Annotated in this window: 15 protein-coding genes and 1 pseudogene; 7 read left to right on the top strand and 9 right to left on the bottom strand. The window is 52.2% G+C overall.

Features of this window, described 5'->3' with window-relative positions:
- Positions 1-214: 214 nt before the first annotated feature.
- From msrQ to msrP, 3 genes are read right to left on the bottom strand one after another with little or no spacing between them, the layout of a single operon-like run.
- Positions 215-817, bottom strand: coding sequence for a protein-methionine-sulfoxide reductase heme-binding subunit MsrQ (gene msrQ / locus QZ280_RS03890; protein WP_293441233.1), 603 nt, complete (start codon positions 815-817; stop codon positions 215-217).
- Positions 814-1,989, bottom strand: coding sequence for a cytochrome P450 (locus QZ280_RS03885; RefSeq protein ID WP_293441232.1), 1,176 nt, complete (start codon positions 1,987-1,989; stop codon positions 814-816). The genes msrQ and QZ280_RS03885 overlap by 4 nt, the downstream gene beginning before the upstream one ends.
- Before the next feature lie 37 nt (positions 1,990-2,026).
- Entirely contained in the window at positions 2,027-2,938 is a 912-nt protein-coding gene (gene msrP, locus QZ280_RS03880; protein WP_293441231.1) for a protein-methionine-sulfoxide reductase catalytic subunit MsrP, read from the bottom strand.
- Between the two features lie 209 nt (positions 2,939-3,147).
- On the opposite strand from msrP, the gene QZ280_RS03875 reads away from it, so the two are divergent.
- Positions 3,148-3,795 (top strand): GNAT family protein, encoded by a 648-nt coding sequence (locus tag QZ280_RS03875; RefSeq protein WP_365734168.1) that lies wholly within the window; start codon positions 3,148-3,150, stop codon positions 3,793-3,795.
- On the opposite strand, the pseudogene QZ280_RS03870 reads toward QZ280_RS03875, so the two are convergent.
- Positions 3,792-4,448, bottom strand: a pseudogene (locus QZ280_RS03870) (response regulator). The gene QZ280_RS03875 and the pseudogene QZ280_RS03870 sit on opposite strands and share 4 nt — an antisense overlap.
- A gap of 145 nt (positions 4,449-4,593) precedes the next feature.
- Between QZ280_RS03870 and mce the strand changes: the two are divergent.
- Entirely contained in the window at positions 4,594-4,998 is a 405-nt protein-coding gene (gene mce / locus QZ280_RS03865) for a methylmalonyl-CoA epimerase (RefSeq protein ID WP_293441230.1), read from the top strand.
- The gene (locus QZ280_RS03860) at positions 4,998-5,294 is read left to right on the top strand and encodes a DUF1467 family protein (protein WP_293441229.1); all 297 of its coding nucleotides are present in this window, start codon (positions 4,998-5,000) and stop codon (positions 5,292-5,294) included. The genes mce and QZ280_RS03860 overlap by 1 nt, the downstream gene beginning before the upstream one ends.
- Here QZ280_RS03860 and QZ280_RS03855 read toward each other — a convergent pair.
- The 3 genes from QZ280_RS03855 to QZ280_RS03845 are packed head-to-tail and all read right to left on the bottom strand — an operon-like array spanning position 5,224 to position 7,686.
- Entirely contained in the window at positions 5,224-5,949 is a 726-nt protein-coding gene (locus QZ280_RS03855) for an EI24 domain-containing protein (RefSeq protein WP_293441228.1), read from the bottom strand. The two genes, QZ280_RS03860 and QZ280_RS03855, sit on opposite strands and share 71 nt — an antisense overlap.
- Positions 5,946-6,524 (bottom strand): nitroreductase, encoded by a 579-nt coding sequence (locus QZ280_RS03850; RefSeq protein WP_293441227.1) that lies wholly within the window; start codon positions 6,522-6,524, stop codon positions 5,946-5,948. The genes QZ280_RS03855 and QZ280_RS03850 overlap by 4 nt, the downstream gene beginning before the upstream one ends.
- 49 nt (positions 6,525-6,573) lie before the next feature.
- Complete coding sequence (locus QZ280_RS03845) at positions 6,574-7,686, bottom strand: class II histone deacetylase (RefSeq protein WP_293441226.1); 1,113 nt, start codon at positions 7,684-7,686, stop codon at positions 6,574-6,576.
- A gap of 145 nt (positions 7,687-7,831) precedes the next feature.
- Here QZ280_RS03845 and QZ280_RS03840 point away from each other — a divergent pair, with 145 nt between their 5' ends.
- The 4 genes from QZ280_RS03840 to QZ280_RS03825 are packed head-to-tail and all read left to right on the top strand — an operon-like array spanning position 7,832 to position 10,783.
- On the top strand, positions 7,832-8,542 hold the full coding sequence (locus QZ280_RS03840; RefSeq protein WP_293441225.1) for a M48 family metalloprotease: 711 nt from the start codon (positions 7,832-7,834) through the stop codon (positions 8,540-8,542).
- 2 nt (positions 8,543-8,544) lie between these two features.
- Positions 8,545-8,928 (top strand): YigZ family protein, encoded by a 384-nt coding sequence (locus tag QZ280_RS03835; RefSeq protein ID WP_293441224.1) that lies wholly within the window; start codon positions 8,545-8,547, stop codon positions 8,926-8,928.
- Between the two features lie 53 nt (positions 8,929-8,981).
- Entirely contained in the window at positions 8,982-10,601 is a 1,620-nt protein-coding gene (locus QZ280_RS03830) for a long-chain-fatty-acid--CoA ligase (protein ID WP_293441223.1), read from the top strand.
- Entirely contained in the window at positions 10,598-10,783 is a 186-nt protein-coding gene (locus tag QZ280_RS03825) for an NUDIX domain-containing protein (RefSeq protein WP_293441222.1), read from the top strand. Before QZ280_RS03830 ends, QZ280_RS03825 begins: the two co-directional genes overlap by 4 nt.
- 225 nt (positions 10,784-11,008) lie before the next feature.
- Here QZ280_RS03825 and QZ280_RS03820 read toward each other — a convergent pair whose 3' ends face one another.
- Entirely contained in the window at positions 11,009-11,164 is a 156-nt protein-coding gene (locus QZ280_RS03820) for a hypothetical protein (RefSeq protein ID WP_293441221.1), read from the bottom strand.
- A gap of 96 nt (positions 11,165-11,260) precedes the next feature.
- Positions 11,261-12,043, bottom strand: a complete 783-nt coding sequence (locus tag QZ280_RS03815; RefSeq protein WP_293441220.1) for a hypothetical protein — start codon at positions 12,041-12,043, stop codon at positions 11,261-11,263.
- Positions 12,044-12,057 lie beyond the last annotated feature (14 nt).

Raw genomic sequence — 12,057 nt, 5'->3', positions numbered from 1 at the left:
GTCGCTGCTGAAACGGGTTCTAGTGTTATCAACCGAGAGCCGCAAGAGGTTTTTTTAGCTAAATTCACTTTTTTCCATTTCTCTTCTTTTACGAACGAAAACAGCAGTTTGAAACGCGTTCTTAGCAATATGATTACGTAAACATTGGCTTTCCTTGGGTCGTTTTTGGTCCAATGTGGATAAAGCCTGAGTTATCCACCGACTCGACAATGAATCATCGCTGAAAAGGCGGCGATTTCTTCGAAACCCTCAAAGCAAGCAATCCAAGAACGACAAGCATATAGAGGATTGGCTCTATCTGGATACCTTTTGCCACCATCACAAAGTGCAACGCACCAAGGAAAGCGATTCCATATGTAAGTTTATGAAGCTTTCGCCACCGCACACCCAAGTTTCGGACACTTAAGTTATTCGAGGTAACCGCCAGAGGAATCAACAGTACGAATCCGACCATTCCCACAGTTATATAGGGACGCTTCAAGATATCGGCCCAGATCTGACTAACGATCTGCACATCTAGCACCAACCAAACCAACAAGTGCAAAAACACATAGGTAAAGGCCAACACACCAATAGCACGACGGAACTTGATTAGGTTCACACCCAAGTGTTTGCGCAGCGGTGTGATGCAAAGTCCGGCGATCAACAGTTTTAGCGCAAACTCGCCCAGCTCATGTTCAAGCGATTTGATAGGCTCTGCGCCCAACCCACCCGTCAAACCCAGATACAGAAACCAACCAGCGGGCAAAATGCCCAGCATATAGACAAGCCAATTCGAGACGCGGCGCGCTGTTTGATTAACTGCATCCGTGATCATTCCGTTTCAATCCTTACGGGAAGATGCGCGAAGGCGCGAATCGTGTTGTTCATGGCAATTGTAGGCGCGCCATCCAAATGCCAGCACTGAACCCGTGGCAGCATCGCAGTGATCAAACTAACAAGCTCCAGACGCGCCAGATGCAGGCCCATACATGTGTGCACGCCATGTCCAAAACCGATGTGTTTGCGTACCGCCCGGCGCACATCGAAGGTATTAGGGTTTTCCCAAACAGCATCATCGCGATTGGCGGAGGCATAAATAGCGATAACCCGCGATCCCTGTTCAATATCAACGCCGCTGATTGTCGTATCTTGCGCCACATAACGAGAGAACGCGCGGATGGGTGTTGTCATACGGACAATCTCCTCAACCGCGTTTGCCACCAAAGACGGGTCTTCACGCAAGAGTTGCCATTGCTCTGGGTACTTGGCAAAGTAGTAGGCCGCAAACCCCGCCACCGAAATTGTCGTATCAAGCGAGGGGTTAATGTAGTCACGCATTTGCTGAGCAGCTTCGCTTTCGGATAGTCCCTCTTCAGCCGCTACTTCGAAAAGGCGTTTCGCCAACCCACCGTCTTTCAGGCGTTCCAGCTTGCCATGCTCTGAAAGGAATCTCTGCAATCCAACCAGATCGACGAAGGCCGCCTTGCTGCGCGCGTTATGCCCCTCAAACAAATTGAAGGTGGCCGATGCCCATTTAAGCATACTGCCCTCGCCAGCATCGCCCAATCCAACAAGATCTACCACTACTGCGAGCGGCAAAACCTGCGCGAACTCTGTCACCGCATCAAAGTGCTTCTTTTCAGAAAGCGTTACTGCTAGATTCTGCGCAATGCTTTCAATGTGTGCTCGAAGCGGTTCGATGTTCTTGGGCATGATGGGACGCGCAGTGATCGAACGACGTTTGTGATGCAGATCACCATCTGAATTCAGCGTCGATCCCACAAGCATCACATTCACATCGTCATTTAACGACAAGCCTTTGCCGGACACGAAAACATCCGCGCGCCGCAACACATCTTTGACCTCCGCATCGCGTGCGACAGCGTAGGCGTTATTCTGTTCAAGCCAAACGACGGGACCAGCTAAACGCATATCCGCGTAATGAGGCAGCGGATCAAGAATGAACGCATCACTGTAAAAGTCGGGGTAATATGGAATCGCTTTCATGCCGCGACAATTTCAAATCCATCTAAGCCGAACAAGACTAGAAATTCTTCGTCATATCCATTCCGGCATAAAGACTCGCAACTTCTTCCTCATATCCGTTGAGCATCAAGGTCGGCACTCGCTTGGCAAACAAACCGCCGCCGATCTTGCGCTCTGTCGCTTGGGACCAACGCTTGTGATCCACTTCAGGGTTCACGTTCGAAAAGAAACCGTATTCGCGTGCGTTCGCAATGTTCCAGCTTGTGGGTGGCTCTTTATCCGTCAAGGTGATCTTTACTACGGATTTGATCGACTTGAAGCCATATTTCCAAGGCACGACCAAACGCAAGGGCGCGCCGTTCTGATTTGGAATATCTTTGCCATAAATGCCCGTCGCCATTATCGTTAGCGGGTGCATCGCCTCGTCAAGACGCAGACCTTCTACATAAGGCCACTGCAAGACGCCGGTTTTCTGGCCCGGCATTTCCTCAGGACGATACAACGTCTCAAACGCTACATATTTCGCAGAGGACTGCACACCTGCAAGATCGAGCATGTCTTTCAACTCAAATCCGTTCCACGGCACGACCATCGACCACGCTTCCACACAGCGGAAACGATAAATCCGCTCTTCAATCGTCATCTTCGCCATGATGTCCGCGAAATCGTACTCGCCAGGCTTATCGACCAGACCATCAATCGTGACAGTCCAAGGGGTTGCCGTCAGGCTGCCTGCATTTCGCGCAGGATCGTCTTTGCCCGTGCCGAATTCATAAAAGTTGTTGTAGCGAGAGATGTCTTCAAAGCTGTTCGGCTCCAACGCCTCTTGCGCAAGAGCTGCGCGTGGCCCGCCAATCGTAGTTGCAAGCCCAAGACCTGCCACACCCGCCATAATCTGACGTCGATTAATAAACACCGAATGATCCGTTACATCTGCGTCGTTCAGTACATTCTTCCAGCGATTGGCCATTTGGGCACTCCTTTGCTGATCGTAACATAGCTGGCAAATGCTCACAGACCAATGCTTGGGCACTCACAATGCCGTGCCGGGATTGCAACATTCGCCTTCACCTTGCAGATTTTACGAGGCACTCTTGCCCTCAAAGGGATTTGAATATGACTGATAGACCTGTCGGAGCGCTTGTTTCTAATTAGACCACCTCACCTGCGCCAAAGCCTATGACACTTGAAGGGTGCTATCGCCGTTTGGAGCCGCTGAATGCTGAAAAGCACGCATCACTTCTGTTCAACGCATTTGAAGGGCAAGACCATCTTTACGACTACCTAGCCGCAGGTCCGTTTCATTCGGCCGCGCAATATCATCGTTGGGTGAAAGAAGTGAGGTCCGATGAAAGCAGTCTGTTTTTCGTTATCTATGATATCGCAAAGCAGGCCTATTTGGGTGTGTTGATCTATTTGCTGATCGCACCCGCGGCTGGCTCAATCGAAGTTGGTAATATTAACTTTTTCACTGGCATGCAGTGCAGCCCAGTATCCACAGAGGCTATCTATCTGACCATGAAATGGGCGTTTGAGGCAGGATATCGTCGGTTTGAATGGAAATGCAACGCGTTGAACCGCCCGTCTCGTCAGGCAGCACAACGTTTGGGCTTTAGTTATAAAGGGGTCTTCCGCCAAGCTTTGGTTGTGAAGTGGTGCAATCGCGGTACCGCTTGGTTTACGATGATCGATTCAGAATGGCCCACCTTGAAAAAAGCGTATCGCATCTGGCTGGATCCCGCGAATTTCAACGCTGAGGGCCAGCAGCCCGAGCGTCTTGGCGATCTAACGGGCCTGGTAAGCGTGGCTGGAGATCCATCGCTTTAGATAACGCTTTCCTCAGCGGTCGTGCGTTCGCGCACCGATCCGGCAAGCCGTGAGTGATGGCTATTGTCCGTGTTGCCTTCCACGCCCTGAAGAAAATGCGCTACATATTGGAGCGTTTTCAAATCAGAGAAACCCGATAACATTTCAGAAGCATGTGCCATATCATCGCGATATGCCAATGGATCAGGATCCACGATTTCATAAGTGATCGTGCGCAAGCCTGATGGCCACATTTCTTCAGGAATGGCTTACAAGATCGAGGTTTGAAATTCAGCCAGTGCCGCAAGCGGCTTGCTGAGAAAACCATCCGCGTCAGCGGCAATCGATACGGCTTCATTCATGTCATCCCCGCTATTTCCTAAAATCGCAGGAATACGCGGGTCAGCATTTGCACGTTAATGAATAAGCTCGGCTCCAGACCCATCGGGCAATCCAAGATCAATAATGACGACACTTGGTCGATAGACCTGCAAACGACGTCGCGCTGAGCGCAAGCAATCAGCACGGCGAATGCGCGCACCACTGCGTAGGCACAGTAAGCGCATCGCGTTACAGGCATAACGGCTGTCTTCAAGGACCAGTATGGTAAGCCCCAACAATGGGCGTAACGCTGTCGGCGTCGGAGTTAGCGATGTATATTCCAGTTTATTCATGATTCCCTCGAAACTAAAGCGACTGCCCCTCACGCTAGGGCAACAGCCCTAACAACCCATTAAGACCCCCGCGGCTTTGCGTCGCTTGCCCACGCCCCTTTGGCGCTTCATATACAGGGAAACAAAGTTGAACCGGAGAAGTCCCATGATTGGACGATTGAATCACGTAGCCATTGCCGTCCCTGATCTAGAGGCCGCATCGAACCAATATAAAGGCGCGCTTCGTGCCAAAGTCGGAGCACCGCAGGATGAACCGGATCATGGCGTAACGGTCGTGTTCATCGAACTGCCAAACACGAAGATCGAACTGCTTTATCCACTGGGTGAACACAGCCCGATCAACGGCTTTCTCGAAAAGAATCCCAGCGGCGGCATTCATCATGTGTGCTACGAAGTCGATGACATCATCGGCGCGCGCGATAGTCTTGTTGCATCTGGTTTGCGCGTTCTTGGAAATGGCGAACCTAAGATAGGCGCCCATGGCAAACCTGTTATATTCTTGCACCCCAAAGATATGAACGGTGTGCTGACCGAGTTGGAGCAAGTATAATGGGGGTTACATCAGCACTCGTCCTGTTCGCAGTCATCTGGTTCATGACCTTCTTGATCGTGATCCCGATCCGTCTCCAAACCCAAGGCGACGTTGGCAACGTCGTTCCCGGGACGCACGCTGGATCGCCCGAAAATCACAGCCTCAAGAAAAAGGCTTGGATCACTACCGCAATCAGCGTCGTTTTGTGGTGCATCATAGCAGGCACCATCATTTCAGGCAAAATCAGCGTGCGCGATCTGGATTGGTTTGACCGGATGGGCGGCGCTTCTCAATCTCGTGAAACAGATGGGTAAAGGTCGCTGCACCTAGGATCGGAATAAACAAGTTCAAGAGTGGCACTGTCAGCGGCAGTGCCATCAAGCATCCCGCGAGCCAGATTAAGCCAAAATTCTCTTTGCGCACTTGCTTTGCACCCGCACGCCCAAGGCGACGCATCGCGGCAATCTGAAAATACTCTCGCCCCAGTAAAAAGCCATTAAGCCCCCAGAAAATGAAAATCGCGGCAAACGGCAGGATCGCATAGATCAAGAATGCTACAAGATTGGCCCCAATCAGAATCCCAAGAAAATTCAGCGTGTCTCGTAAGGATTCATAGAACGGTGTCGGCGTGACAGGTGGCAAAGTGGGGTAGTGCTTTGCTTCAACCGCAGATGCGACTTCATCCAGAAACAACGATGTAATGGCAGAGGCCACAGGCACCATCAAAAAGATAGATAAGAAAAGCATCAAGAACAGCGATCCCCAGCCTAGCAGATCGCCGATCCACGTGACTTCGCCGATGACAGGTAGCACTAAACTGCCATCAACCGCTTCATTCATCAGCGTCAAGAAAAGCGCATAGAAACCGGCAAGCAAGGCGATTGTTAGGATCACACCCAAGAACAAGACACGGCGAAATCGCGGATCTCCCATTTGACCGACAGCTTTGAAGAACGAGGAAAAGATCATGCCTCAACCCACATCGTTAGCGTCTCAAGATTAGGGCGCGGGCGCTCGGGCGGGGCCATCTTTTCTGTTCCAATATGAATAATGCCCGCGATACGTTCGTCAGATCCTAAGTCCAAACCGGTTTCAACAAACCCACGATCATGCGAGGGCCAGCCAGAAAGCCAATTCGCACCCCACCCGCTCGCCAAGGCCGCATTTAAAAGCGCGAGGCAAACAGCTCCTGCGGAATAGGTCTGCTCAATCGCGGGGACCTTTTCGGAGGGCTTCTGCGCCTCAACGACAACAACAGCCAACTCACCGGTCACAAATTGTGCGGCGCCTTTTGTGATTTTCTCTTCATCAAACCCAAGCGCCACACCGCGCGCGCGCGCAAGCTCTGCCAAACGATCCATCGCAGCCCCTTGCAGGACGATAAAGCGCCACGGCTCCAGCTTGCCATGATCCGGTGTTCGTCCGGCAGCGGTCAGGATTGGCAGTAACTCTTCTTTCGTTGGCACAGGCGCTTGCAAGGTCTTTGCAGGACGCGAACGACGGTTCAGAAAAAATTCCATCGCTTCAGGATTTAGATCAGGCACAGAGATTTCCTTATTATTGAGCGCTACATCATCACGAAGTGGCGTAATTTCAACCACTAAGCCCAAGTGCGTCGCGCATTTTCGCAATCTCGCCGCTAACAAACGCCTGATGCGGCGCGCCCGGCTGGCGAACAAGATTGAGTGGGGCCATAGGATCAGTCGCCTCAATATGGCTTCCGCTCATTTCTTGCAAAACCGCATGGCCACAGAAAGGAACGTAAACTTCAGAATATCCCCCCTCATGCGCCATCATCACGCGGCCCTGACAAATGTCCTCTGCAAGCGTCATCACCTGACGGGTCATTTGGCGGAATGTATCAACCGTCGCCATCATACGCGCCAAAGGATCAACAGAGGTCGCGTCAAACCCGCAGGCCACAATAATCACATCGGGCTGATACGCACACATTTGGGGGACCACGATGGTTTCCATCACCTCAAGGTAACTGGCATGACCCGCCCCCGGAGGTAGCGGAATGTTTAAATTGCACCCCTGGCCCGCACCTTTTCCGCGATCTTCGAACCCGCTGGTGACAGGTGGGAAATTGTTCTCTTGATGAATGGAGATCGTCAGAACATCACCCCGATCATAATAGATCGCTTCCGTGCCATTGCCGTGATGCACATCCCAATCAATGACGGCGACGCGCTTTGCCAAACCTTTGGCGAGTGCCGCTTCAATCGCGATTGGAATATTCGCGAGCAAACAAAAGCCCATCGGCTGATCCGGCAAACAGTGATGTCCGGGCGGACGTGACAGGGAATAGGCGTTCTGCAACTCACCCTTTAACACGGCCTCCAAGGCCGCCTTAGCAAGACCCGCAGAAGTGGCCGCGATATCATATCCACCGGGACCAAAAGGGCAGCGCTCGCCGATCTCACCACCACCCGTGTCCGACGTCTCTTTAAAGGCATCAAGATAACTTGCAGGATGCACGCGCAACAGATCCTCGCGACTAGCGGGCTTAGCGCCCTGCATCGCAAGCTCACCAGACAGTCCCGTCATATCCATCAGGTTTTTAAACCGGCGTTTGCTTTCAGGGCTTTCAGGTAGACCACCATTAACCATGGGTTGGATCAAACCGCCGACAGGCATCATGCTCGCGTAGTTTCCACCACTGTGCCAGAAACAGCTTTCGTCCCAGAAAAACCCCGTTTTCATTTTCGATCCTCTCTTTGCGCTTTGCCAAAGTTTAAGAGCAGCGGATCGCTCAAGCAACGGCAACTGTGCAAATTCGTGACTGGTATTGCCCAGACGGCCCGCCTATCTTGAACGTAAATTAAAACTGCTTGAGGTGTGAATACGCATGATCAGATATCTCTCTATACCACTCTTTGCAGTAAGCCTAAGCGCGTGCGTCTCCACCCCCAGCCCTGAACCAGCAACACCAAGCCAGCCCAGCGTACCAGCACCGACATCCGCAAATGCAGAGCAAGCCGCACGCCAGTTCGTGAAAGTTGTGCAAACAGTTGAGCCCGTCTCAGAAGCGGAATGCCGCGCGCGGACCACGAATCTGAACTGTGACTTCAACATTGTCGTCGATGATCGTCCGGGCCAAGCACCCAACGCATTTCAAACACTCGACAAAAATGGCCGGCCTGTTCTAGCATTCAACATTCCTTTGATTGCAACCGTGCGCAACGCGGACGAGCTCGCTTTTGTTATGGGCCATGAGGCTGCACACCACATCGAAGAACACCTCGCACGTCAACAAGTAAACGCGACAGCAGGCGCGTTGATATTCGGGGGCCTTGCCGCAATCACCGGCGGTGGTGAGCAAATCGTGCAAACGGCCCAGCAAGTTGGCGCGACAGTTGGTGCGCGGGGATACTCCAAAGATTTTGAGCTTGAGGCAGATCGCCTCGGCACTTTGATCAGCCATAAGGCTGGCTATGACCCTGTGCGCGGCGCTGCATTCTTCACGCGCATTCCCGATCCAGGTAATACTTTCCTTGGCACGCACCCACCCAACGCTTCGCGCATCGACACAGTCCGCGAAGCGGCAGCAAAGCTTTAGTAGTGTTTCAGATTGCCCATGTGGTCACTGACCGTGGCTCTAAATATGCAGTAAGCGGCGGACCTGCAAAAAGCAAAACTGATGCCTTAGCCTTCCTTAAGGCCCTCAAACGTAACAAGCGTTTCACGAAAGCGACCCACAACACATGGGCGCTCCTGTGTCACGAAACCGGACCCATCAAGAACGACGATGGTGAAAGCGGTGCAGGCGCGATCATACTGCGTATGCTGGAACGGGCCCAACTGTGTGATCATCTCATTGTCGTCACGCGCTGGTATGGCGGCGTGCATCTCGGCGGTGATCGATTTCGCCGCGTGCAGGATTGCGTGAACGCTTACTTGTCCGAGGCCCCAGATCTTCCCATAAGCCCCCTTCAAAACGATTGACAAAACCCGCCTTTCGCCGCCTCTTTAAGCCAAGCTTTGGGAGGATACGAAATATGCTAGGTCAAATGATGCAAGGCAACTTGCTAATCTCGTCACTTATTGATCATGCGGGTCACTATCACGCCAGCACTGAAATCACCTCTGTTGAAATGGATGGCAGCGTGAGCCGTTCTAATTGGGGCGAGGTTCAGCGCAATTCGAAAAAGCTCGCGAGCGCGTTGACCAAGATGGGTCTGAAACCATCTGCGCGCTGCGCAACAATTGCGTGGAACAATCAACGTCATCTTGAGATTTATTTTGGCGTGTCCAGCGCGCAATTCGTGTGCCATACGATCAACCCGCGCCTTTTCCCTGAGCAACTGGTCTACATCGTGAACCATGCCGAAGACGAAGTGCTGTTCATTGATGCAACGTTCCTCCCCCTCGCAGCCGCGCTCAAAGATAAAATGCCGACGCTCAAGGCGATCATCCTCATGGGTCCGCGCGATGAGGCCGCGTTAGAAAGCGTGCCAGAGTTGCGGTTTTATGATGAATTCATCGAGACGGGCGATGAGAATTTCGTTTGGCCTGACTTTGATGAAAATACCGCGTCCAGCCTGTGCTACACCTCTGGCACGACGGGCAATCCCAAGGGTGTTTTGTTTTCACATCGCTCCACCATACTACACAGCTTCGCTGCTGCTTTGCCCGACTGCATCGGCTTTTCCGCACGCAATATCGTGCTGCCTGTCGTGCCCATGTTCCACGTCAACGCATGGGGCACGCCCTATGCAGCAGCGATGGTCGGGTGCCAATTGGTTCTGCCGGGGCCAGGTCTCGATGGTTCAAGTCTATTGAAGCTGATCGATGCAGAGCAAGTTGATATCGCATTGGGTGTGCCCACGATCTGGCAAGGCTTGCTCATGGCCGCCAAGGACTCGGGAAGCACACTAAGCAGTCTTGAACGCACAGTTGTGGGTGGCTCCGCCTGCCCGCCCTCGATGATTGACACGTTCCGCGATGACTATGGCGTTGATCTTATTCACGCATGGGGCATGACAGAGATGAGCCCGCTTGGCACCTCCAACCAACCGCTTGCGAAACACGCAAAGCTCCCGACTGAAGCCCAGCGCAAGTTACGTGAAAACCAAGGCCGGCCTCCATACGGGATGGAGCTGAAAATTGTAGATGAGAACGGTAAAGACCTGCCTTGCGATGATGTCGCTCAGGGCGATTTGCTGGTGCGCGGTCCTTGGGTACTATCGGGATATTTCAAGCCGGTGAAAGATGACGAGCTACGCGATGGTTGGTTTGACACAGGCGATGTCGCGCGGATTGACGCGGATGGCTACATGACGATCTGTGATCGCGCCAAAGATATCATCAAATCAGGTGGCGAATGGATCAGCTCTGTCGAGCTCGAGAATATCGCTGTCGCACATCCAGACCTTCTTGAAGCCGCCGTCATCGGCGCGGCACATCCTAAATGGGATGAACGTCCAGTGCTTGTCGCTGTAAAGGCAGAGGGCTGTGATCCAAAACCAGACGATTTGATCGCATTCTTTGACGGGAAAATTGCGAGCTGGCAAAAACCGGATGCGGTTGTGTTCACAGGCGCGCTTCCACGCAATGCTACGGGCAAGGTGCTCAAGCGCAATCTGCGCGATGAATTTGGACAGATCCTGATGGGATGACACCGGCCCAACCTGCCTTCGGGGGCTCAAAGACCCTGCTGTTTTACGAAGATCAGCTGCTGACGTATCTACGCGATGACCTCTCAAATATTCCCTACCTAGCGCTTTGGGATTTACCAGGCGGTGGGGCTGAGGGCGACGAAACGTTCATCGAATGCGCATTACGCGAAACGAAGGAATAGTTCGCGCTCACCCTGCCCGAGAGCCGCATCATCTGGTCGCGCGCCTATCCAAGCGCGCTGGTAGAAGACACTATAAATTGGTTCTTTGTCGCGCCGGTCACCACAAAAGAAATCGAAAGCATAGACTTCGGCGAGGAAGGTCAGCACTGGCGTATGATGCTGATCACAACTTACTTGAATCACCCGAAGGCGATCCCCCACCTCAAAGCGCAAATCAGGGATTTCTTATCCGAGAAAACCTGAAATATCGCGACTGAGCAAAGCATCACTCGCATGCGCGACGGTTTCCGCTTCACCATCAAAGGTCGGATCAAACGCGAAGGATGATGTATCGCTGTTCACAACTTCAGCACGCCAAACACCGTTGGTTTGTTCTGTCATGATTTAAAAATTGTGACCCTCTACGGCGATCTTTTTGCGCGGAGCACTCATTTTTTTGTCTTTGAATTACGTTGCACAGACACCTAGCTGCAAATGTTACCACGTCGCAAGGAAGCCGCCAATTTCTTGAAAACTTCCTCCCGTCGTATCGGTATGATCCACAGAAACAGTTCCAGCGGCTTCATTACCTGTGGCGCCACCGATTAATCCTGCGAAGTTCCCTGTCGCTGGGTTCCACACGATTTGGCCATTTACGATTTCGCCGCCTGTTGTCATACCTGAGAACCGACCAGCATTGCTTATTGTGGCTAAGCCTAAATTAAGTGTGCTGAGGGGGTTCACAACATCTAAAGTGTTGTCGGGCTTAAGACGTAGCACGCGATTGGTGATGGAGCCGCTTATCGTCGCCGCCGCGAAATTAACATCCAAACTTGTCCGCCCATTGGCCCGTCGTGTGGGCGTAAAACCAACGTAGTCCCCATTAAACTCCACGCTTCCTGTGAGTGGAAGTTCCGCTGCACTCGTACGACCAAAAGTGGTAAAATTTTGAACATTTCCCGCCAATCCACCGGAGTAAACCAGCACTCTAGTGCCTGTTCCTTGGCCGAGGTAGGCGTCGTGTGCTTCTGTCGGATCTCGCATCACTAAAATGCCATTGCAGTCAGCCGTAAAGAACCGATTGAGTTGCGCATCAAGACCAGGCGCAAAAATCGTAAATACCTGAAATGCGGGATTGTAATTTGCATCATCAATATTCCCGATCAACTGGCCGATGGAAACGTCCGTTGCAGAAATCGTGATCGTATTTGGTTCTTCATCTTCGATACGATCATTCCCCACGTCATCATCATCGTCGTCACCACTACAGGTTTCAAGCAAACAAATGACTTCAG

Source organism: Planktotalea sp., assembly GCF_018607995.1.
GTDB lineage: Bacteria > Pseudomonadota > Alphaproteobacteria > Rhodobacterales > Rhodobacteraceae > Planktotalea.
The sequence above is the reverse complement of the archived record's forward strand: the minus strand, read 5'-3'. Positions and strand labels throughout refer to the sequence as shown.